At 66.1% G+C, this 19,905-nt stretch carries 24 protein-coding genes, 1 pseudogene and 2 riboswitches; of the genes and pseudogenes, 12 read left to right on the top strand and 13 right to left on the bottom strand.

The window, feature by feature from the left end:
• The 4 genes from ACJH71_RS00700 to ACJH71_RS00685 form a co-directional block, all read right to left on the bottom strand.
• A complete protein-coding gene (locus tag ACJH71_RS00700) occupies positions 1-594 on the bottom strand; it encodes an ANTAR domain-containing protein (RefSeq protein WP_406756128.1) in 594 nt (197 codons plus the stop codon).
• Positions 595-739: 145 nt separating this feature from the next.
• Positions 740-1,534, bottom strand: coding sequence for an ANTAR domain-containing protein (locus ACJH71_RS00695; RefSeq protein WP_406756127.1), 795 nt, complete (start codon positions 1,532-1,534; stop codon positions 740-742).
• Positions 1,531-2,865: a fatty acid desaturase family protein gene (locus ACJH71_RS00690; RefSeq protein WP_406756126.1), complete on the bottom strand. Its 1,335-nt coding sequence runs from the start codon at positions 2,863-2,865 to the stop codon at positions 1,531-1,533. The genes ACJH71_RS00695 and ACJH71_RS00690 overlap by 4 nt, the downstream gene beginning before the upstream one ends.
• Before the next feature lie 62 nt (positions 2,866-2,927).
• Positions 2,928-3,107 carry a DUF6131 family protein gene (locus ACJH71_RS00685; protein ID WP_406756125.1) on the bottom strand — a complete coding sequence of 60 codons (180 nt, stop codon included), beginning with the start codon at positions 3,105-3,107 and terminating at the stop codon, positions 2,928-2,930.
• Positions 3,108-3,563: 456 nt separating this feature from the next.
• Here ACJH71_RS00685 and ACJH71_RS00680 point away from each other — a divergent pair, with 456 nt between their 5' ends.
• The 7 genes from ACJH71_RS00680 (at position 3,564) to crcB (ending at position 8,140) form a co-directional block, all read left to right on the top strand.
• Positions 3,564-4,103, top strand: coding sequence for a DUF5994 family protein (locus ACJH71_RS00680; RefSeq protein WP_406756124.1), 540 nt, complete (start codon positions 3,564-3,566; stop codon positions 4,101-4,103).
• Positions 4,104-4,182: 79 nt separating this feature from the next.
• Positions 4,183-4,533 carry a glyoxalase gene (locus ACJH71_RS00675; RefSeq protein ID WP_406756123.1) on the top strand — a complete coding sequence of 117 codons (351 nt, stop codon included), beginning with the start codon at positions 4,183-4,185 and terminating at the stop codon, positions 4,531-4,533.
• Between the two features lie 83 nt (positions 4,534-4,616).
• Positions 4,617-5,033, top strand: a complete 417-nt coding sequence (locus ACJH71_RS00670; RefSeq protein ID WP_406756122.1) for a nuclear transport factor 2 family protein — start codon at positions 4,617-4,619, stop codon at positions 5,031-5,033.
• A 41-nt stretch (positions 5,034-5,074) separates the two neighbouring features.
• Positions 5,075-5,136: riboswitch (Fluoride riboswitch) on the top strand.
• Positions 5,137-5,172: 36 nt separating this feature from the next.
• Positions 5,173-6,954 carry a molybdopterin-dependent oxidoreductase gene (locus ACJH71_RS00665; protein ID WP_406756121.1) on the top strand — a complete coding sequence of 594 codons (1,782 nt, stop codon included), beginning with the start codon at positions 5,173-5,175 and terminating at the stop codon, positions 6,952-6,954.
• 72 nt (positions 6,955-7,026) lie between these two features.
• Positions 7,027-7,428, top strand: a complete 402-nt coding sequence (locus ACJH71_RS00660; protein ID WP_406756120.1) for a fluoride efflux transporter FluC — start codon at positions 7,027-7,029, stop codon at positions 7,426-7,428.
• Positions 7,425-7,775: a DUF190 domain-containing protein gene (locus tag ACJH71_RS00655; RefSeq protein ID WP_406756119.1), complete on the top strand. Its 351-nt coding sequence runs from the start codon at positions 7,425-7,427 to the stop codon at positions 7,773-7,775. The genes ACJH71_RS00660 and ACJH71_RS00655 overlap by 4 nt, the downstream gene beginning before the upstream one ends.
• Positions 7,772-8,140, top strand: a complete 369-nt coding sequence (crcB, locus tag ACJH71_RS00650) for a fluoride efflux transporter CrcB (RefSeq protein ID WP_406756118.1) — start codon at positions 7,772-7,774, stop codon at positions 8,138-8,140. The genes ACJH71_RS00655 and crcB overlap by 4 nt, the downstream gene beginning before the upstream one ends.
• 6 nt (positions 8,141-8,146) lie before the next feature.
• On the opposite strand, the gene ACJH71_RS00645 is transcribed toward crcB, so the two are convergent.
• On the bottom strand, positions 8,147-9,205 hold the full coding sequence (locus tag ACJH71_RS00645; RefSeq protein WP_406756117.1) for a PPE family protein: 1,059 nt from the start codon (positions 9,203-9,205) through the stop codon (positions 8,147-8,149).
• A gap of 42 nt (positions 9,206-9,247) precedes the next feature.
• The gene (locus ACJH71_RS00640) at positions 9,248-10,294 is read right to left on the bottom strand and encodes a PPE family protein (RefSeq protein WP_406756116.1); all 1,047 of its coding nucleotides are present in this window, start codon (positions 10,292-10,294) and stop codon (positions 9,248-9,250) included.
• Between the two features lie 26 nt (positions 10,295-10,320).
• Positions 10,321-10,382: riboswitch (Fluoride riboswitch) on the bottom strand.
• Positions 10,383-10,505: 123 nt separating this feature from the next.
• Between ACJH71_RS00640 and ACJH71_RS00635 the strand changes: the two genes are divergently transcribed.
• Positions 10,506-11,717: an acyl-CoA dehydrogenase family protein gene (locus ACJH71_RS00635; protein WP_406756115.1), complete on the top strand. Its 1,212-nt coding sequence runs from the start codon at positions 10,506-10,508 to the stop codon at positions 11,715-11,717.
• 13 nt (positions 11,718-11,730) lie between these two features.
• Here ACJH71_RS00635 and ACJH71_RS00630 read toward each other — a convergent pair whose 3' ends face one another.
• From ACJH71_RS00630 to ACJH71_RS00620, 3 genes are all read right to left on the bottom strand, one after another.
• Complete coding sequence (locus ACJH71_RS00630) at positions 11,731-11,976, bottom strand: hypothetical protein (RefSeq protein WP_406756114.1); 246 nt, start codon at positions 11,974-11,976, stop codon at positions 11,731-11,733.
• A 394-nt stretch (positions 11,977-12,370) separates the two neighbouring features.
• A complete protein-coding gene (locus tag ACJH71_RS00625; RefSeq protein WP_406756113.1) occupies positions 12,371-12,877 on the bottom strand; it encodes a pyridoxamine 5'-phosphate oxidase family protein in 507 nt (168 codons plus the stop codon).
• A gap of 52 nt (positions 12,878-12,929) precedes the next feature.
• Positions 12,930-13,670: an SDR family NAD(P)-dependent oxidoreductase gene (locus tag ACJH71_RS00620; protein ID WP_406756112.1), complete on the bottom strand. Its 741-nt coding sequence runs from the start codon at positions 13,668-13,670 to the stop codon at positions 12,930-12,932.
• A 60-nt stretch (positions 13,671-13,730) separates the two neighbouring features.
• On the opposite strand from ACJH71_RS00620, the gene ACJH71_RS00615 reads away from it, so the two are divergent.
• The 3 genes from ACJH71_RS00615 to ACJH71_RS00605 all read left to right on the top strand — a co-directional run bounded on the left by ACJH71_RS00615 (position 13,731) and on the right by ACJH71_RS00605 (position 16,151).
• A complete protein-coding gene (locus ACJH71_RS00615; protein ID WP_406756111.1) occupies positions 13,731-14,570 on the top strand; it encodes an SDR family oxidoreductase in 840 nt (279 codons plus the stop codon).
• A gap of 27 nt (positions 14,571-14,597) precedes the next feature.
• Positions 14,598-15,026 carry an SRPBCC family protein gene (locus tag ACJH71_RS00610; protein ID WP_406756110.1) on the top strand — a complete coding sequence of 143 codons (429 nt, stop codon included), beginning with the start codon at positions 14,598-14,600 and terminating at the stop codon, positions 15,024-15,026.
• Positions 15,027-15,233: 207 nt separating this feature from the next.
• On the top strand, positions 15,234-16,151 hold the full coding sequence (locus ACJH71_RS00605) for an acyl-ACP desaturase (protein ID WP_406756109.1): 918 nt from the start codon (positions 15,234-15,236) through the stop codon (positions 16,149-16,151).
• Here the strand turns inward: ACJH71_RS00605 and ACJH71_RS00600 are convergent.
• The 3 genes and pseudogenes from ACJH71_RS00600 to ACJH71_RS00590 form a co-directional block, all read right to left on the bottom strand.
• Positions 16,148-17,077: a class I SAM-dependent methyltransferase gene (locus ACJH71_RS00600; RefSeq protein ID WP_406756108.1), complete on the bottom strand. Its 930-nt coding sequence runs from the start codon at positions 17,075-17,077 to the stop codon at positions 16,148-16,150. The genes ACJH71_RS00605 and ACJH71_RS00600 overlap by 4 nt on opposite strands.
• A 70-nt stretch (positions 17,078-17,147) precedes the next feature.
• Positions 17,148-17,375 (bottom strand): hypothetical protein, encoded by a 228-nt coding sequence (locus tag ACJH71_RS00595; RefSeq protein ID WP_406756558.1) that lies wholly within the window; start codon positions 17,373-17,375, stop codon positions 17,148-17,150.
• A 582-nt stretch (positions 17,376-17,957) separates the two neighbouring features.
• Positions 17,958-18,413: pseudogene (locus ACJH71_RS00590) on the bottom strand (PPE family protein); the annotation flags it as partial.
• On the opposite strand from ACJH71_RS00590, the gene ACJH71_RS00585 reads away from it, so the two are divergent.
• Entirely contained in the window at positions 18,340-18,501 is a 162-nt protein-coding gene (locus tag ACJH71_RS00585; RefSeq protein WP_406756589.1) for a hypothetical protein, read from the top strand. The pseudogene ACJH71_RS00590 and the gene ACJH71_RS00585 overlap by 74 nt on opposite strands.
• Positions 18,502-18,655: 154 nt before the next feature.
• Here ACJH71_RS00585 and ACJH71_RS00580 read toward each other — a convergent pair whose 3' ends face one another.
• Positions 18,656-19,894 (bottom strand): Nramp family divalent metal transporter, encoded by a 1,239-nt coding sequence (locus ACJH71_RS00580; protein WP_406756107.1) that lies wholly within the window; start codon positions 19,892-19,894, stop codon positions 18,656-18,658.
• Positions 19,895-19,905: the final 11 nt, after the last annotated feature.

The raw sequence follows: 19,905 nt of genomic DNA, 5'->3' as shown, positions 1-19,905 counted from the left end.
TCAATCGTCTTCGGAGACCGGTCGATTCAATTCGCTGAGGATGTCGTTCGCGCTGCCGCTGCGGCTCACGCCGAGCCGCTGGGCCCGGGAATCGAGTTCGCGGTGGGCATGTTCGGGGGCATAGCCGCGGGCGATCAACACCCCGATCGCCTGATCGATCAGCGAGGTCGCTGCGAGCCCGCCGGGCGCGGCTCCGGCTAGGGGAGGGGCGCGGTGCTGGTCCAGGACGAACTCGCTCAGGGCGTGGCCGGTCAGCCAGGCGAGGTCGGCGGCCAGGTCGACGAAGGCGCCGGGGTGGCCGGCGTAGAGAATCAGGACCGCGTGCGGCGCGGCGCTGTCGTCGGACCCGTCTGGAGGCATCGGCAGGCACAGTGAGGTGACGATGTCGCCAGACTCGGTGCCTTCCTCGAGCACAGTGAAGCTGGTTCGACGACCCAAGACGGTGATGATCACCGTAAGTCCCAGATACGACCCCACTGCGAGTTTGGTGTTGTCCGCCAACTGGCGCAGCGTGTCGGTGAGGTCGAGGTCAGGCTCGTCCAGAATTTCGGTCAGGGCCGCGAGATCGGCAGCCAGCGCCGCGGAGATGTCCACAACGGGTCGTGCTCCCCATTGACGCCCCGAACGCCGATCTTTCGGTCCAAGCCGAGTGCCGCAGGTCGCGACTGCCCGGGCGCAATATCTGACCACGGATCAGGGATCCGGGTCTAACAGTGCCTATACCCAACGCTACTCGCGGTCAACGGGCGGTGTTGCGAGCACGAGCGCGGCGCACCGCTTCGTCGACGATGCCTCGTGCGACCACCGCCAGTTTGATGTTCTCGGTCTGGCTGATCCGGCGCAGCCGGTCGAACGCCTCCTCGGCGGTTCCCCCGGAACGGGCTCGCAGAATACCGATGGCCTGGTCGATAACCGGTCGGGTGGACAGCGCTGCCTGCAGCTGTGCGGTCAACGCCCGGGCCTGGGTGAGCACGTGCGCGTTGTGGACGGCGACGGCGGCGGGAATGGCGAACAGTTCCCCGAGTTCGGCGGCGCGTTCGGTGAAGGCGTCCCTGCGGTGCGCGTAGACATTGATCGCACCGACCACCTGGCCGGGCAGCAGCAGCGGTAGTGACAACACGCTGTGCACGCCGAGGCGTCCCACCCGCGGGCCGAAGCGTGGCCAGAGCTTTTCGCCGCCTAACGACCCGGACCGCACGGTGCGTCGCTCCAACGCCGCGGTGATGCAGGGGCCCTCGTTCACCTCGACGTATTGAATCTCATCGATCTGCTGCACGAAGGGGGCACTGGCAGCCAGAACCTCGACCCGGTTGTCCGTGCGGTCAGTGCGCAGCAACGTCAACCCCGCGCCGTCAGCGGCGGGGATGGCCTGCACCGCGAAAGTGGCCACCCGGGCAAGGAGTTCCTCGAGGCCCAGTGAGTCTGCAACCAGACCGGCGAGATCGGCCAGACCGGACCGCAGATCGTCGGCGTCCGGGTCGGCGCCTTCCGCAGTCGGCGCCGGCCGATTGCCGGGCTCGGATACGTCGGTCACGACCGCACCGTCACCTGCTGAATCGCGGCGAGCTCACGCTGACATTCTAGGTCGGCGGATCGGCGTAATCCACGTGTGCCGGGACTGATCCCGGCGGCGCGGCGCCGACAGCGCACCGCCGCGATCGCCGACTTGAGCCCGCGGCGGCGCCCGGTCGCCGGGTCGGTGCCGACGAAGTCGGTCGGCAGCACGGTGAACATGCGCTCGCTGCGCGTCTCCGGGGCATCGTCGGCGGTCTCGCGCAGGTAGCGATCCGGCAGCGACAGCTTGGCGACGGTGCGCCACGTCTTGCCGTACTGCGTCAGGAACGAGCCCGTGGTGTAGGGCAGGTCGTATTTGTCGCAGATCTGACGCACCCGGGCCGAGATCTGGTGTAACCGGTTGCTCGGCAGGTCGGGATAAAGGTGATGCTCGATCTGATGGCACAAGTTGCCGCTCATGAACCGCATTGTCGGCCCGGCGTCGAAGTTGGCGCTGCCCAGCATCTGGCGCAGATACCACTGCCCCTGGGATTCCCCGATCATGTCGGTCTTGATGAATTTGTCTGCGCCGTCGGGGAAATGCCCGCAGAAGATCACCGCGTTCGCCCAGACGTTGCGGATCACGTTAGCCAGGGTGTTGGCCTTCAGCGTCGCCCTGTAGGTGGCTGCCGGTGACAGGGAGGTCAGTGCGGGGAACACTAAGTAGTCTTTGAACACCTGCCTGCCGGCCTTGGCCACAAACTCGCGTGCCTTTCCGAGGGCGGTTTCGCGATCCGAGCCGCCCTTGGCGATGTTGCCGAATTCGATGGGCTGCAAGCCGATTCCCCACTCGAAACCGAGCGCGAGAACGATGTTGAACAGCAGGTTCCCGATGTTGGCCGGATGCCAGGGCTGGTCCCGAGTGACTCGCAAAGTGCTGTAGCCGACGTCGTCATCCATGCCGACGATGTTCGTGTACTTGTGATGGCGAAGGTTGTGGGTGAATTGCCAATGCTTCGACACCCCGGCCATGTCCCACTCCCATGTCGAGGAGTGGATCTCGGGGTCGTTCATCCAGTTCCACTGGCCATGCATGACGTTGTGGCCGATCTCCATGTTCTCGATGATCTTGGCCAGAGCGACGGTCAGCGTGCCCGTCCACCAGACCAGGCGTTTCGAACCAGCGGTCAGCAGGAGCCGCCCCGCCACTTCCAGGGCACGTTGTGCGGCGATAGTACGGCGGATGTAGAGCGCATCGCGCTCGCCAAGGGAATCCTCGATGTCCAGCCGGATTGCGTCCAAGTCAGCGGCCAAAGCGTCGATATCGGCGTCGGTCAGATGGGCGAAGACCGAAATATCAGTGATCGCCACCGGTCTCCCCTTTCGTCGGCCTTCGGTCGGGCGAGCGGGGAGTCGCTGAATACATCTGCGGGTTAGTAGTAGGTGCGGCGCCCGCCGACTGCATGCCCCATCCGTCCCATCAGGGTCAGGAGCAACCCGACGGCAAGAAGGATGACGCCGATGACCAAGCAGAGATGGGCATAGGCAAAGGTGGGGACAAGAGCGGGCAAGAGGAGCCCGAGGACGATGAGGATCACTCCGAGAGTAATCATGGTGTTTGCCTGGTTTCTGGGTAGCGGGTGTGGGAGTACTTGCGGTTCAAGTCGTGACGGTGTCATTGCCAACTCGAATTCGGCTGGTCTGCCGGTGAGAATGGGCAAGGTGTCCACGCTTGTTCGACAGCATCGTCGGTAGAGATCGGAATGTGCGGCTCGAATAAGAACTCATCGAAATCGGCGGCGTACAGCCGAACTCGCTTCCGCACCGGCTGAAGGTCTCAGCACCCTTAACACTACCCGCTTTCCGCTTTCGCGGGCGGCCGACAGGCGAGCCGTGGAATGCGATGCGGTTTGACTCATGGTCGAACGCGGGGCGATCCTGCGCGCTCCGGCGCTCGGACCGGATGGCGTAGGGTTGTTGGCAGCGGCGGTACTTCAGTACACGTGGTGCTTTTAAGTCCTGTCATCGCCGGAAATTCTGGCCGCTAGGGCTCAGATGGGAGCGTCATCATGACGCGACACAAGACAACACGCAAAAGCCCCGATAACTCCACGTCGCCACTGCAGACGCCGCGGCTGCGGTTGAAGCGCAAAGCTTCGCAGAGCGGATACGTCGATGGGGCATGGTGGCCTCACACCGATGACCTGGTCGTGGAGTTACCTGACCTGCTGGCGGTGCTCTCCGTTCGATTGGGTCGCATCAGCCGGGTCTTGTACAACCTGAACGAGTGGGTGGGCGCGCCTCGGAAACTCGTCAGTGACGGGCAGCCGGTACGGCTGGATGGGTACCGGCTTCAGCCGGTCGACACGGTTGAACTTCTCGGGCTCGACGGTGACCGTCTCACGTTGGTAGTGGTTCCCGCGCGCGCCGAGGCGAGCGATGCGCACACCACCATGATGACTGCGGCACAGCCGAAAAATGCAGTGACAGTGAGTGATCTGCTGACGGTCAGTTCGCGTAGCCGGGAACGGCGCAATATGGCAGCTACTGCTCTTGATGGCTGGGAATCAGATGGGGGAAGTGCGGCATCGCCGGCTACGGCAGGCTGAACCGATCGCGAACAGGAGGCGGATGAGTACGGCCAGGGTTGCATCGTGCTTGATGCGAGTGTCGCATCTGGACCACTCCGTGAAGTTCTACTGCCACGTATTCCAGTGCGATGTAGCCATTTACGAGAAGGATGCGGCACTTCTCTTGACGCCGGACGGCTTCGAGATCTACTTGCGCACGCATGAGGCGTCCAGGGCGGGTGGCATCACCGGCGTCGGTGTCGAGCAGATCATCTGGTCTGTCGGCAGCGAAGAGGAACTGCAGCAGGTTGAACAACGTATGCGAGTCCACGATCCGAGCACGTACTCAAACACCTTGGGTGAGATCAGTTTCGTCGATGGCGCTGATCCGGATGGCATTCGGGTACTGGTCACCTATCCGACCCCCCACCAGCTTCCACGTGAGGTCATCGACCGACGATTCCGGTGATCGGACTCGGTGGACCGGCCGCGTAGGACGGCTGATGCGTCTACCGTAGGGCATTGCAATACGTTGACTAGTGGAGGTGTCCTGTGCACCCTTTTCGGCAAGCTGTGGAGGCCCGCGATGCCGCGGCCATCGAGGGGCTGCTGTCCGACGATGTCGTGTTCACCAGCCCGGTGGCGTTCAAGCCCTACCCGGGCAAGCCGGTCACCGCGGCGATCCTGCGGGCGGTGATGCGCGTCTTTGAGGATTTTCACTACGTGCGGGAGATCGGTGACCCTGGAGGGCGCGACCATGCCCTGATCTTCGAAGCGTCGGTCGACGGCAAACGGATCACCGGATGCGACTTCCTGCACTTCGACGACGACGGCAAGATCGACGACTTCGTCGTGATGGTCCGGCCGCTGTCGGCGGCTACCGCGCTGGCCGAAGCCATGGCGCAGCAGTTCGAGCAGATCACCCGTGAGGCCGCCGCCGCGCCGCATGGGCACGGCGGCTCCGCCTAGCGGAGAAAACCTCGCTGCACACCTCGCAGCCAGCGGTTATAGTGGATGGAGGCGATGAAGCTCGCCATGAACCGCCGCCCCGGCTGATAGCTTCTACCACTTCCAATGACACGTTGGTCGTACCGGTAGGAGGCGCGAAATGGCTTCGTATCTAAACGATTTGCCATCGCTACTCGATCAGGGACCGCGCCGCGGCGCGCTGGATCGCCGGGTCGAGATCGGGCACTGGGCCGGATCGATTCCCCAGGAAATGGCGCAGGTTCCCGCGCTGCGGTTCGGTAAGCGCTGGGTGTCCTCGGTCTGGCTGATCCCGCTGGGCGCGGTCGGGCTCGTGATCGGGATCGCGCTGGCTCAGCAGCTGCGCCAATACGACTGGATGCAAGGCTTCATCGCCGCCTACCCGGGTACGTCGACGCACGTCACGCCAACGATCGACACCGGCTTTCCGGCATGGCTGCGCTGGCAGCACCTGTTCAACATCGTCTTCATGATGTTTCTGATGCGGGCGGGTCTGCAGATCCTTGCCGATCACCCGCGGTTGTACCTCAACCAGGGCTGCAGGCCCGGGACGGCCTGGCTGCGGATGCGCGGCCCAGTGCCGAAGGACCGGATGAACGAAGCCGACGCCGCGCACATGTGGACTGCCAAGGATGATTCGGTGGCGCTGCCGAAGTGGCTGGGCATCCCCGGCGTTCGCCACACGGTGGGCCTGGCGCGCTGGTGGCACTTCACCTTTGATCTGCTGTGGCTGCTCAACGGCGTGGTGTTCTACGTGCTGCTGTTCGCCAGCGGCGAGTGGCGCCGGATCGTTCCGCAGTCATGGGAGGTGCTGCCCAACGCGGTATCGACCATGATTCAGTATGCGTCACTGGACTTTCCGGTAAACGAAGGTTTCACCAACTATAACGCGCTTCAGGTCATTGCCTACTTCAGTACCGTATTCATCGCCGCACCACTGGCTTTCGGAACCGGGCTGCTGCAGTCGCCGGCCATCGCCGCACGCTTCGGCCTGGACCGGGGACCGCTGAATCAGCAGGTGGCGCGGACCGTGCACTTCTCGGTGCTGCTGTGGATGGTGTTCTTCATCGCGGTGCACACCCTGATGGTGTTCACCACTGGTCTGGTGGGCAATCTCAACCACATCGTGATCGGCACCGACACCCAATCATATTGGCCGGTAGTCGTTTATCTGATCGTCGTGGTTGTCATCGTCCTGCTGTGGTTGGCAGCCTCCCCGCTGACGCTGCGCTATCCCGCGATGGTCCACAAAGTCGGCACCGCGATGCTCGGCTGGCTCACCGAATTGTTGGAACTCCCGCATCCGAACACTACCTACGCGGAGAAAGATCTTTCACCGTACCTGTGGCCCAACGGAACACTGCCCACCTCCGAGCACTACCGCGCGCTGCAGAACGGCGAGTGGTCCGATTACGTGTTGCGGATCGAAGGACTGGTGGAGAACCCGGTCGCCTTGACCTACGTACAGCTGTTGGCGCTGCCCAAACACGAACAGATCACGGGCCACCACTGCATTCAGGGCTGGACCGGAGTAGCCAAGTGGGCCGGGGTGCGGATGTCGGACATCGTCGAGCTGGTGCGGCCACTGCCGTCGGCGCGCTGGGTGGCGTTCTATTCCTTTGCCGAAGGATCCGGCCCGTCGAACGAGGGCCGCTACTACGACTGCCACAAGATCGCCCACATGAGGGAACCCACGACGCTGCTGGCCTACGAGATGAACAACGCACCGCTCACCGAAGCGCACGGCGCACCGCTGCGGCTCCGCAATGAGCACGAACTCGGCTTCAAAATGGTGAAATGGATCGAGGCAATCGAGTTCATCGACGACTTCCGCCATCGCGGCCTCGGGATGGGCGGCTACAACGAGGACCACGAATATTACGGCTACCGAATGCCCATCTGAGCCATGCAGATTTCCGGTCGTGACGTGACCGCCGGCCCTGACTTGTTTGTTCGGCACCGGCGATCCTCTGCGGTGCGCGATCAGGCGCCGGTGGTCGCGGCGGTCGCGGTCGGCGGCGCCATCGGCGCAAGCGCCCGCTACGGCATCGAACTGGCCTGGCCTGCCCCCTCCGGCGGCTTCCCCTGGGCCACAATGGCTGTCAACGTCAGCGGGTGCGCGCTGATGGGGGCGTTGATGGTGGCGATCACCGAACTATGGGTGGGGCATCGGCTGCTGCGGCCGCTGTTGGGCACAGGTGTGCTGGGCGGCTACACGACGTTCTCCACATTCGCCGGCGATGTCGACACCCTGGCCGCCGCCGGCCATCCGGTGCGGGCGTTGCTGTATCTACTCACCACGCCGGTGCTGGTGCTCACCGCCACCTGGACCATGGCCGGCCTCACCCGACGTCTGATCATCAGGAGAACATCATGACCCAGCTCATCGGATCCGCACTGCGCATGACGGTGTTGGTCGGCGAAAGCGACACCTGGCACCACAAACCGCTGTTCAGCGAGATCGTGCACCGGGCCCGCCGGGCCGGCCTAGCCGGGGCGACAGCATTCCGCGGAATCGAGGGTTACGGCGCATCCTCGGCCATTCACACCACCCGGCTGCTGTCGCTGTCGGAGGATCTGCCGGTCTCGATCATCATCGTCGACAGCGCCGAGCGAATCCGCGCCTTCCTGCCGGAACTGGACGAGTTAGTCACCGAAGGGCTGATAATGCTCGACGAGGTCGAGGTGGTCCGACACGTCGGTCGACCCGCCGAGGGCCAGTGACCTGGCTGCTGGTGATCGCCGGCGCCGCGGTGGGGGCGCCACTGCGGTACCTGACCGACCGATTCGTCCAATCCCGCCATAACACCACCTTCGCGTGGGGCACGTTCACCGCCAACGTGTTCGGCTGCCTGATCTTGGGTGCACTCACCGGTGCGGTCAGTGCCGGCGACGAGCGGTTGCACCTGCTGATCGGCACCGGCCTGTGCGGGGCGCTGACCACGTATTCGACCTTCTCCTACGAGACCTTGCAGCTCGCCGGTGCCGGCGCACGGCTCTACGCGGTGGCCAATCTGGTGCTCACCTTGAGCTGCGGACTTGGTGCCTACTACGTCGGTAGCATTGCGGGGCAGGCTATCTGGGCGTGAGCGGTATCAGCCGGCCGCCGGTGACCGGGGTATGACGCTGCGCCGTAGATGTTTCGCCGCCGCGTTGTTGGCTCCGCGCCCGGCCAGGGTGCCCAGCATGGCTTCGCCGAACACGCCCGGCGGCACTGCCTGCGACGCCGTCGGCCCAGTCGCCGGGCTCTGGGAGCGCGGGATGAGGCCCGGAGCGGGATCCGCTGCAGGCTGCATGGCCGCCCAGCCTTGCGGCACCGACAGTCTGCCGACCGCGCTGGCCCGGCCTATCAGCGCTGAAACCGTAGGCGCGGCAACGAGTACCGGACCGGTAGCCGCTACGGGCCGGTTCGCGCTCACGATGAACGGTCCGATGCCCTGCTGCCCGTCGCGCATCGCGTTGACCGCCAGTGCGTGGTTGGTGGTCTGGATGGCGGCCCCCGAGAAGGTGGAACTCGTCGTCGACGCAGCCGCACTGGTCAACGACGGGACGTCCAGCGCCAAGGACAGCAGCGTGGCGGGATCCACTGTCGCTGCCGCCGGGGTCGCAGCGGCCGTCGTCGTCACCGCGGGCGGAGCGCTGAACGGTGTCAGCGTCGAGGCGGCCGATGCCGATACCGCGTAGCTGCGCATGGCGGCGGCATCTTGTGCCCACATCCGCTCGTAGTCAGCTTCGGTGGCGGCGATCGCCGGGCTGTTCTGCCCGAAGAAGTTGGTGGCGACCAACGTCCTCAACTGCAGCCGGTTCGCCTCGATCAGCGGCGGCGAGACGGTGGCCGCCCACGCGGTCTGATAGGCCGCCGCGGCGGCCCTGACTGCGACAGCGGTCTGCTCGGCCTGCCCGGCGGTCGCGTGCAGCCAATCCACGTATCGGCCCGCCGCGCCGGTCATCGTCGCCGACGACGGACCCCGCCAGGCGTCGGTGGCCAGGCCGGCGATCACCGCGCGGCAGCACGCTGCGGACGTATTCAGCTCGCGGGCAAGCTGGTCCCAGGCGCTGGCCGTTGCAAGCATCGGGCCGCTGCCGGGTCCGCCGTACATCCTTGCCGAGTTGATCTCCGGTGGTAGGACGCCGAAGTCCATATCGAAATACATGGCACACGAATCCTTTCCTGATCGGTTCTGGGATGACGTGCGCTAACCGGCGGCCGGAGAACGCACGATGATCGGTTTGCTTTTGGCGCGCGAGAACCGGGGCTCGTTCCGGGCCAGCGTTCCCAGCATTGACTGGCCGAAGACGGTGCCGCGGCCGGCGGGGTCGGCCGAGTCGGCCGGGGCGGTGCTCACCACCGAATCCGTCAGCGCCAGCTCAACCGGCCGTGCCTCGGGTGCCGCGGCGAACCAGGACGGTGGCGCGGAGAGCGTTCCTATCGGCCTGGCCCGTCCCCAGGCTGCGAGCGCGGGGAGTGCTGCGGCCTGCCGGGCAACCAACCGAATCGGCGAGGGCGGCCCGACGGTCTCTTGCGCCGCGAGCCGCAGGTTGATGACAGAGATTCCGCGGCCGGAGGTGACGGCGTTTGCCGAGGACAGCACGGAGTTGGTCACGTTCGGGACGTGTTCGAGGATCTGCGCCAATGGTGACGACAACACCGTCTGGATCTGTTGGGCTGTGGTAGCGGCCGGATTGGTCGTGCGCGGGGGATCGCTGAACCCCGGCAACGTCGATGCGACTGCCGATGATTCGGAGTAGACGTACATCGCGGTGGCGTCCTGGAGCCACATCTGCGCGTAGCGCGCTTCGGTGGCGGCGATCGCTGCGGTGTTCTGCCCGAAGAAATTGGTGGCGACCAGGGTGAGCAGCAGCGTGCGGTTGGCGGCGATCACCGGTGGCGGAACTGTCATCGCGAAGGCCAACTCGTAGGCAGCGGCCGCCGCTCGGGCCTGCCCGGCGATCTCGGCTGCGACGACGGCAGTTTCATGCAGCCAGGTCGCGAACGGTGTTGCCGCCCCGGCCATCGCCACCGATGTCGGTCCCAGCCAGGCAAGGCTGGTCAGTTCCGAAACGACCGAGGTGTAGCCGTTTGCGGCGATCGACAGCTCGTCGGAGAGCGCGCCCCAGGCACCTGCGGCGGTCAGTAGCGGGGCGGAGCCCGGGCCGAGATATATACGCCCGGAATTGACTTCTGGGGGAAGTGCGCCGAAATCCGGTCTTATCGCGACGGAAGGGAAGTTGCTGCGGATCATCCGGCACCGCCTTCTACCACGACTAGATCGGGGTAGAAGCCATTAGCCGAAGGCGGCGGTTGAGGCGGGCTTCATCGCCTATCGGAATGCTACACCGGCCCGGTCGATGAGTGTCGTGTTAATTGACGCTGCCTGACCGCTGCCAGGGCGAGGTGTCACAATCAAGCCGGTACTGTCCCGTGGCGTCCGCCCAGTCCTTCCAGGAGTAGTCATGTCGTTCTCGGTAGAGCTCAGCGATGACGTGATCGAGGTGCGGGACTGGGTCCACCAGTTCGCCGCTGAGGTCGTCCGCCCGGCAGCCGCCGAATGGGATGAGCGCGAAGAGACGCCGTGGCCGGTCATCCAGGAGGCGGCCAAGATCGGCCTGTACTCACCGGAACTGTTCGCCACCCAGGCCGCCGAACCGAGCGGAATCGGCATGCTGACGGTGTTCGAGGAGCTGTTCTGGGGCGACGCCGGCATCGCCCTGTCGATTCTGGGCACCGGACTCGCCGCCGCAGCCCTGGCGGGCAACGGAACTCCCGAACAGCTGGGCCAGTGGCTGCCGGAGATGTTCGGCACCGCTGATGACCCCAAGGTCGCGGCGTTCTGCTCCTCGGAACCCGATGCCGGTTCCGACGTCGGTGCGATCCGGACCCGTGCTCGCTTCGACGAAGCGACCCGCGAATGGGTGCTCAACGGCACCAAGACCTGGGCCACCAACGGAGGCATCGCCAACGTGCACATCGTGGTCGCCTCGGTCTATCCCGAACTCGGTTCGCGCGGACAGACCAGCTTCGTGATCCCGCCGGGCACTCCGGGCCTGGCGCAGGGACAGAAGTTCAAGAAGCACGGCATTCGGGCCTCGCACACCGCCGAGATCGTGCTCGACAACGTCCGGTTGCCCGAGGAGATGATCCTCGGTGGCCGGGAGAAATTCGAGGAGCGCGTCGCCCGGGTCAAGTCCGGTGCGTCGGCCGGGGGACAGGCCGCGATGAAGACCTTCGAACGGACCCGACCGACCGTCGGCGCGATGGCGGTCGGCGTGGCCCGCGCCGCCTACGAGTACGCCCTCGAATACGCCTGCCAGCGTGAGCAGTTCGGTCGCAAGATCGGCGAGTTCCAGGCGGTGGCGTTCAAGCTGGCGGACATGAAGAGCCGCATCGACGCCGCCCGGCTCATGGTGTGGCGGGCCGGCTGGATGGGACGTAACAACAAGGCCTTCGACAACGCCGAGGGCTCGATGGCCAAGTTGTTCGCCAGCGAGACCGCCGTCTATGTCACCGACGAGGCGATCCAGATTCTCGGCGGCAACGGCTACACCCGCGACTACCCGGTCGAGCGAATGCACCGCGACGCGAAGATCTTCACCATCTTCGAGGGCACCAGTGAGATCCAGCGGCTGGTCATCGCCCGGGCGTTGACGGGATTGCCGCTGCGCTGAGCAGCCCGGTCGGCTACTGCGCGATCGTTGCGCGCAGTGGTCCACCCACGCTGTTGAACAGCAGGTCCCCGTTGGGCAGTCCCTCGATCAGGGCGTACGCGCCGTTGCCCAGATTCGACTGGCCGAAGATGGTGCGGTGCACCGTCTCCCCGGTCTGCCAATCCAGCCCGGTCACCTCCCAGCCGTCACCTTCGGTGTAGCCGTTGAGGAAGACGATTCCCGAGGTCGCGGATACGGCCGGGACCATCGAGGTGGACACCACATCGCCTGGCCGACGTCGGTGCATTGCTGGCTCAGCACCGCATCGAGTTGCTGCGTGGAAATCGGTTGCACCCCAGGAGCTTCGACGTAGCGCGCACCCGAGCTCGAGGACACCCACCGGAAGTTCGGATCGGTGGGGCGCCGGCGTGATGATGTTGACCGGACCGCCGGCAGCTCGGGTAGCGGTCGAGGTGAAAGGTGCCCCCGCGGGATCGGATCGTCGAAGCTGTCCGACGGTGCGGAGTCGATGTGAGTGATGCCGTACTTTGCCGCCGACAGATACGGGTTGGCTGCCGCTGCGGCGGCAATGCCGTGCGCATCCGTGCTCGCTGCGCCATACCCGCGGATGCTAATCCGCTCGCCGGGCCACGGATGCCAAACGCGGACCTCGGTCAGAAGGTGAAGCGGGTGCAGTCGGTCGGGAACGCGAACCAGGACAGTGCTCGCCGGGGGATGAGCATGCGCAGTCCGCCGCCGTCCTGCCCCGACCAGGCATCGGGGCGGGGAGCGTACTGCGGGTGGTATTTCTCAAACGCGGTCGCGAGCCGGGCGCCGAGGCCGTCCGGGTCTGCCGAGGTCGCGGTGGAGACGCCCTCGACGATCACCACCTGCGTACCGCTTTCGAGCGTCAGCGTGCAGGCCGGATTGCCTTGGAGGTTGCGTGCGTGGCGGGTGGTTGGCGCGCCGTCGTAGTAGAACCGGCCGTCGAGCCACACGCCCCAGCGCGGCACCGAATGCGGGGTGCCGTCCGGGCGTACCGTGCTCAACCAATAGTGCTGTGAGGCCAGCAGTCGCTGTTCCACGTCTGACCAGCTCAACAAGCCCTCCGCTGAACTTGGCAATCCATAACCCTCGGGCAGGACGGGACGTGTCGCAGCAGGGTCCGGTTTCGGTTCCATGACGCGCACGCTAGCGCCGCCGTCCGACAACGGCGGGTGATGTCGCGACCGCCTACCCGGCCGTTTTCCCGTTGTCGGTCATATAGACCGCGCCGTGCACCGCGGCCGCGGCATCGCTGGCCAAAAAGGCGATCACCTCGGCGACGTCACTCGGGGCGCTCATCCCGCGTGGCGAAGCCACCCGCATGATCAGGTTGACGTCGGCGCCCTCGGGAAGCTGGAAGTTGGTCACCTGCGGGGTCAGCATCCCGCCCGGGCAGATCGCGTTGACGCGCAGCTTCTCCGCGGTGAACTCCACGGCCAATGCCCGGGTGAGCCCGACGAGCCCGTGCTTGGCTGCGCAGTAGCCCGCCGAGTACGCCTGCCCTTCCACCCCGGCGATCGAGGCGACGTTGACGATATTGCCGGCGGTCTCCAGCAGGTGCGGCAGCGCCGCGCGGCACAGGAAGAACGGCCCGTTGAGGTTGACCGCCAGATCATGGGCCCACTCGTCGTCGGTGACGGCCTGCGTGTGGCGCATCTGATGGGCGCCGGCGACGTTGACCAGAACATCGAGCCGGCCGAACTGGGCGACGCATTGCTCGACCGCCGCAGCACAGGCTGCCGCGGTGCTGATGTCGGTGGGGGCGTACTGCCCGCCGGGAACGTCGGCGAACACCGTGGCCAACCGCTCGGCGTCGCGCGCCAACCCGAACACCGTCGCACCGCAGGCGGCGAACAGTTGGGCAGTCGCGGCGCCCAGGCCGGACGACGCACCGGTTACCAGCGCCACTTTGCCTGACAGATCGGTCATTTCGACTCTCCGCATCACCCAGTCGACCGGCACTGATGCGCAGCCGTCTACCGTCCAGTTATGGCTTCAGTATCAGTGATCACCGGAGGCGCGGGCGGCATGGGCCTGGCGACGGCCAAGATCCTCGGCCGAGATCACACGGTGGTGCTGTGCGATGTCCGGCAGGAGCGGCTCGACTCCGCGCAGGTCGCGCTCTCCGAACTCGGTATCGCCGCGACCGCCGTCAACTGCGATGTCACCGATCGTGACGCGGTCATGCGGCTGTTCGACACCGCATCGGGCCTTGGGCCGCTGGCGTCGGTGATCCACACCGCCGGGGTCAGCCCGAGCATGGGCGACGCCGAGTTCGTCATGCGGATCAACGCGTTCGGCACCCTCGTCGTCAACGAGGTGTTCCACGACGTCGCGCCCGACGGCGCGGTGATCGTCAACGTGGCTTCGATGGCCGCGCAGCTGCTGCCCGACAAGGCGTACCCCACCAAGCAGTTCCCGCTGGCGTACAGCGACGGCGACGCCTTCGTGGCCGCGATGACGGCGTACTGCAACAACGCACCCGAGCAGATGCGCTCGGGCTTCTCGTACACGGTCAGCAAGGCCTTCGTGAAGTGGTACTGCGCCTCGCAGGCCGAACGCTTCGGCGGGCGCGGGCTGCGCATCGTGTCGGTGTCGCCAGGCAACATCGATACCGAGATGGGCCGGCGCGAAGAGAAGGCCGGGGTGGGCCTGATGATGCCCGACGCGCTGATCCCGCGGTGGGGTACGGCCGAGGAGATGGCCGAGCTGTTCGCCTTCTGCGCCGGCGACAAGTGCCGGTACCTCACCGGCGCCGACATCCTTGCCGACGGGGGAGTGGTCGCCTCGATGCGCGAACGTGCCCGGGTGGCCGCCGAACTTGGGTAGCGTGCCGTTGAGGGGAAGGGGGCGCCGATGCAGTACACCCGCACCGATCCCATCGCGGCTCGTCCCAGCGCCGTCTGGGCCGTTCTGACCGATGTCGAGCATTGGCCGGACTGGACGGCATCGATGCGTGAGATCACCCGCCTCGACTCGGGTCCGCTGCGAGTCGGCAGTACCGCCCGTGTCCGGCAGCCCGCTGGTCGCCCGATGGTGTGGACCGTCACCGAACTGGTCGACGAGCGCTCCTTCACCTGGACGGCGTCGACGGCGGGCATCCGCTTCACCGGCTTCCACGAGTTGTCGCCGACCGGGTCGGGGGTGCGGGCCGTGCTGACTTTTACCCTGACCGGTCCGATGGCCTGGCTGGCCGGTCTGCTCGCCGGCGGTCGTATTCGTCGCTACGTCGACATGGAGGCTGACGGGCTCAAGCGGCAGTCGGAAGGCCGAGAGGCGCCCTAGCGGGTCGCCGCCTTTTACCCCAGGCTCGGCGGCTGCTGCGGCTGGTGGGAAAGCGGATTTTCAGCACGGAATGCACCGAGGCAGCTAAGTTAACGGTTGACACGGGTCGGCGTGGCTGCCTAACGTGGGACCAAACCTACGGGACCGTAGGTTGGCTGGGGGGCCAAGCGACAGCCCACCTGTCGATCAGGGAGGGGACTAAAAGCGATGGTAAATGTCCAGACGGCGTTGCTTCATGAGCTGGAGCCGATTGTCGAGCAGAACCTCAATCGGCATCTCAAGGCCGCCAAGCCGTGGCTGCCGCACGACTACGTGCCATGGAGCAAGGGGCGCGACTTCGCGTTCCTCGGAGGCGAGGACTGGGTCCCCGAAGACTCGCCGCTGGACCCGGTCGCCAAGGCTGCCTTGCTGGTGAACCTGTTGACCGAGGACAACTTGCCGTCCTACCACCGCGAGATCGCCACCACCTTCAGCCGTGACGGCGCCTGGGGCACCTGGGTGGGCCAGTGGACCGCCGAGGAGGGCCGCCACAGCATCGCGCTGCGCGACTACCTCATCGTCACCCGCGGTATCGACCCGGTGAACCTCGAGACCATGCGGATGCAGCACACCGTCGCCGGCTATGACGCCGGGGGTAAGTCCGCGCTGCAGGTGCTGGCGTATGTGTCGTTCCAGGAACTGGCCACCCGGGTGTCGCACCGCAACACCGGCAAGGCCTCCGGATGCCCCCTCGCTGATCAGTTGCTGGCCCGCGTCGCACTCGACGAGAACCTGCACATGGTGTTCTACCGCAACCTCATGCAGGCGGCCCTGGACATCGCCCCGGACGAGGCGATGTGCGCCATCCGCGACGAGGTGCTCGGCTTCTCAATGCCCGGGATGAACATGCCCGGTTTCCAGGAGAACGCGATCCTGATCGCCAAGGCCGGCATCTACGACCTGCGCATCCACCACGACGACGTCATCCAGCCGGTGCTGCGTTTCTGGAAGATCCAAGAGCGCAACGACTTCGGTGCTGCGGGCGACGAGGCTCGCGAGCAGGTGATCGGCTTCATGAAGATGGTCGACGAGCGGGCCACCTACTACGAAGAGAAGGCCAAGGCGCGCGAGACCGTCTCCGCCTAGCCCTTGATCGAGGTGTAGTAGGTCGTGTCGGCCATCGACACCGAGTCGGCGCCCCGTGCGGGCGTCGGACGTCCGTACTGCGTCAGCAACTCGGTCATGGTCTGGCCCGTCGAGGTCCAGCCCAAGGCGTTGAGGTAGTCGGCGACGTCGTTGCGCTCACCTTCGTATCCGAGCTCGGAGAACTCCAGGTCGAAGCCGTGCGCTCGCCATTTCTCGGTGGCGCTGCGCATCATCTCCTTGGCCTGCTCGTGCTGGGCCGCCGAGATGTTCGGAATGGCCTCGGTGGCCAGTCGGCTGCCGTCGGCACTCAGTGCGGTGATGTTGTCCAGCAGCCGGTCCTGTGCTTCGGGCGGGAGATAGCCGAGCAGTCCCTCCGCGATCCATGCGGTGGCCTGGGTGCGGTCGAACCCCGCCTCGATCAACGCGGCCGGCCAGTCATCTCGCAGGTCGACGGCGACGCCGCGGCGATCGGCGGTGGGCTCGGCGCCCAAGTCGGCCAGCGTCGCGGTCTTGAATGCCAGCACCGCGGGTTGGTCGATCTCGAAGATCGTCATGCCGGAGGGCCACGTCAGTCGGTAGGCACGTGCATCCAGACCCGATGCGAGGATCACTGCCTGGCGAATGCCGGCCTGGGTGGCGTCGGCGAAGAATGCGTCGAAAAAGCGGGTGCGGGCGGCCATCGCATCGGGCATCTGCCCGAGCTTCCAGCCGGACTCGTGGTCGTCGAGATCGGTGCCCGCCAGCTCCCCGCCGGCCCATTTGGTCAAGAAGTCGACGCCGACCGCCCGGACCAGTGGCTCGGCGAAGCGGTCGTCGATCAGGGGATTGTCGGCGTTGGTGGCGATCGCCCGGGCGGCGGCGACCATCGTCGCGGTGGCTCCCACGCTGGTGGCCAGGTCCCAGGTGTCGTTGTCGGTGCGTGCCATTGAGCGCTCCTTGAGGTGATGGACAGGGCGATTTGCTTAGTCTAGCAATTAATTAGTCTATTTAACAAACTTACGAACCGGACGGTGGTTTCGGCTCCGCGGTCCAGGTGGTGGGCAGCATCGGAACCGTCGGGCCGCTGCCGAAGGCGTCCTCGTCCAACGTCGCCAAGCCGGTTGCGGGTTCCCCGCTGCCTCGCGAGTGGGTTCCGGCCAGGCCCAAGGCGCCCGCGTTACGGTCGGACGCCGCCGTCGACGGTGGGGGCGCTGGTGCATCGGGTACGAGTGGTTCGGAGTCCATGGCCATGGTGGCGCCGGGCTCCTTGGCCGCGGTGCGGCGTCGGCGACGCGCTGGGCTCGAGGCGGCCTTCCGGGTCCGAACGCCCGCGGCGGGCGCCGTTTCCCGGTCATTGAGCGTGGGGCCGAACCCTTTGTCGGGACCGTGGCCAGACGGTGCCGCCGCGCGGACCGCCGGAGCGATAGCTACGGCTGTCGGGATGAGGGCGGGGGTGGCGGGAGTCGGGGTGGTGGCAGTGACCGAGGTGGCGGGAGTCGGCGAGCCCGGCGCAAATCCCGCCGCCGGCACGTCATCGGGGGGTGGCGCCATGAGCACCGCCGGCACCCTTGCCGCGACCACGGTGACGGGTCTTGCCACGGCCGCGATCACCGGCGCCATGGGTGGCACGTTCGCGACCTGGGATGCCGCGGCGTTGATGGCCTCGATGATGCGATTCACGATCTCCACGATGATCGCGATGATCGGGCCGTCCAGGATGTCGGCGATCTCAAGGAAAATCGCCAGGGTTTCGTACAGGGCCGCGAGGGCGTCGGCCGGGTTGCCGCCGGCGCCGCCGTCATCGTCGCCGCCGTCGCTCTCGAACGCCAAGATCGGCGGCGGCGACGGTGTGCGGGGCACGGCGGCCAATGCCGTGTCCGAAATCGTTTGATACGTGCCCATTGTGACGGCGGCCTGGATCCACATCCGGGTGTAGTCGGCTTCGGTGATTGCGATCGGGATGGTGTTGATACCGAAGAAGTTCGTCGCCACCAGGATCGCGTGCGTGGCGTGATTGGCCGCCAGCTCGGCCATAGTCGGCATGGTGGCCAAAGCGCCGGCGTAGGCCGCCGCGGCGATCTCGTGTTGGGCGGCGGCGCGCGCACTGTCGGTGCTGGCCTGCATGAGCCACGCCGAATATGGTTGGTGGGCAGTCACATAGCGTTCTGCGCTTGGTCCCATCCAGATTCCGGCCTGAACGGTGCCCAAGGTGGTGTTCAAATCCGCCGCTGCCGAGGCGTATTCAGAGCTCAATGATGACCACGCTGACGCGGCGGCGATCAGTGCCCCGGGGCCCGGTCCACTGCTCAGCAATGCGGAATGGACCTCGGGCGGCGAAGCCAGCCACGTCGGCGCAATCGGATGCAATTAGCCCATCAACTCCTTCGACGACGAACTACTTCGACGACGAACGCGCAATAGTCACGCTAGGAGCGGTTATCGACGTGGGCGGGAAGGGTGGCGGCGCAGGAGTTAACGTCGAAAGAACGCTCGGCAGGAAAGGTGGAGCCGTCAGGTCAGTACACCTAGCGCACGGTCAGATAGATCAGCGCCACATTGAGCGTCCCGATCACCGCGGTGATCGCCCAACCGAGGGCCGAGGTCAGCGGCCCGTTGGCATCGGCACCCATCAGCGCCCGGTCACCGGTCACCCGGATCAGCGGTACCAGCGCGAACGGGATGCCGAAGGACAACACCACCTGCGAGATCACCAGTGCCCGGGTGGGCTCGATTCCCAGGGCCAGGATCGCCAGCGCCGGGCCCAGCGTGATCAACCGGCGCCAGAGCAGCGGAACCGACACCCGCAACAGGCCCTGCATGATCATCGCGCCGGCATAGGCGCCCACCGAGGTCGACGCCAATCCCGAGGCCAGCAGTCCGATCGCGAAGAACAGTGCGACTGTCGGCCCCAGGGTGTTGCCGACCGCGGCGTGTGCACCCTCGATGGAACCGGCGTCGTCCATGCCGCGCAGGTTGTTGGCGGCCACCACCAGCATGGCCAGGTTCAGCGTTCCGGCCACCAGCATCGCCAGGCCCACGTCCCAGCGCGTCACCCGCAGCAGCCGCCGTCGCGCCGATCCGGGTTCGGGCTGGCCGTGCCGATCGCGGGCCAGGCCTGAGTGCAGGTACACCGCGTGCGGCATCACCGTCGCGCCGAGGATAGCGGTGGCCAGCAGCACGCTCTCGGTGCCGTCGAAGCGGGGCAGCAGGCCCGCCGCGACGTCGGCGGGCGCCGGTGGGGCGACCACCAGGCTGGCCAGGAATCCGATGGCGATGATGATCAGCAGCCCGCTGGTCACCTGCTCGAAAACCCGCGGCCCGCGCCGGTCACCGACCGCCAGCAGCGCCATCGACACCACCCCGGTGATGAGGCCGCCAAGCACCAGCGGTAGTCCGAAGATCAGGTTCAACGCGATCGCACCGCCCACCACTTCGGCGAGATCTGTTGCCATGGCTACCAATTCGGCTTGGAACCAATAGGCGATCCGGACCGGCTTTCGGCTGTGGGCGCCGATCACCTCCGGCAACGAGCGTCCGGTCACCAATCCGAGCTTGGCCGACAGGTACTGCACCAGCGCGGCCATGATGTTGGCCGCGACGATGACCCACACCAGCAGGAAACCGAATTTCGCTCCCGCGCTGACGTTGGCGGCAACGTTGCCCGGGTCAACGTAGGCGATCGCAGCGACGAAAGCCGGGCCGAGCAATGCCCAGCCCGGCTTCAGTCGAACCGCGGTGTCTGCGGCCACCGACACCCTTTCCATCCGGATTAACG

Origin of the sequence: Mycobacterium sp. SMC-15, from assembly GCF_045310925.1 — a bacterium.
In the GTDB taxonomy this organism is placed as follows: domain Bacteria; phylum Actinomycetota; class Actinomycetes; order Mycobacteriales; family Mycobacteriaceae; genus Mycobacterium.
The sequence above is the reverse complement of the archived record's forward strand: the minus strand, read 5'-3'. Positions and strand labels throughout refer to the sequence as shown.

What these genes read in the sequence shown, in the direction of transcription:
- ACJH71_RS00595 (WP_406756558.1), bottom strand. Translation starts at nt 17,375, where the DNA reads ATGGACTCCGAACCACTCGTACCCGATGCACCAGCGCCCCCACCGTCG.
- ACJH71_RS00620 (WP_406756112.1), bottom strand. Translation starts at nt 13,670, where the DNA reads ATGACCGATCTGTCAGGCAAAGTGGCGCTGGTAACCGGTGCGTCGTCC.
- ACJH71_RS00580 (WP_406756107.1), bottom strand. Translation starts at nt 19,894, where the DNA reads ATGGAAAGGGTGTCGGTGGCCGCAGACACCGCGGTTCGACTGAAGCCG.
- ACJH71_RS00615 (WP_406756111.1), top strand. Translation starts at nt 13,731, where the DNA reads ATGGCTTCAGTATCAGTGATCACCGGAGGCGCGGGCGGCATGGGCCTG.
- ACJH71_RS00610 (WP_406756110.1), top strand. Translation starts at nt 14,598, where the DNA reads ATGCAGTACACCCGCACCGATCCCATCGCGGCTCGTCCCAGCGCCGTC.
- ACJH71_RS00655 (WP_406756119.1), top strand. Translation starts at nt 7,425, where the DNA reads ATGACCCAGCTCATCGGATCCGCACTGCGCATGACGGTGTTGGTCGGC.
- ACJH71_RS00635 (WP_406756115.1), top strand. Translation starts at nt 10,506, where the DNA reads ATGTCGTTCTCGGTAGAGCTCAGCGATGACGTGATCGAGGTGCGGGAC.
- ACJH71_RS00640 (WP_406756116.1), bottom strand. Translation starts at nt 10,294, where the DNA reads ATGATCCGCAGCAACTTCCCTTCCGTCGCGATAAGACCGGATTTCGGC.
- ACJH71_RS00665 (WP_406756121.1), top strand. Translation starts at nt 5,173, where the DNA reads ATGGCTTCGTATCTAAACGATTTGCCATCGCTACTCGATCAGGGACCG.
- ACJH71_RS00625 (WP_406756113.1), bottom strand. Translation starts at nt 12,877, where the DNA reads ATGGAACCGAAACCGGACCCTGCTGCGACACGTCCCGTCCTGCCCGAG.
- ACJH71_RS00685 (WP_406756125.1), bottom strand. Translation starts at nt 3,107, where the DNA reads ATGATTACTCTCGGAGTGATCCTCATCGTCCTCGGGCTCCTCTTGCCC.
- ACJH71_RS00680 (WP_406756124.1), top strand. Translation starts at nt 3,564, where the DNA reads ATGACGCGACACAAGACAACACGCAAAAGCCCCGATAACTCCACGTCG.
- ACJH71_RS00645 (WP_406756117.1), bottom strand. Translation starts at nt 9,205, where the DNA reads ATGTATTTCGATATGGACTTCGGCGTCCTACCACCGGAGATCAACTCG.
- ACJH71_RS00600 (WP_406756108.1), bottom strand. Translation starts at nt 17,077, where the DNA reads ATGGCACGCACCGACAACGACACCTGGGACCTGGCCACCAGCGTGGGA.
- ACJH71_RS00605 (WP_406756109.1), top strand. Translation starts at nt 15,234, where the DNA reads ATGGTAAATGTCCAGACGGCGTTGCTTCATGAGCTGGAGCCGATTGTC.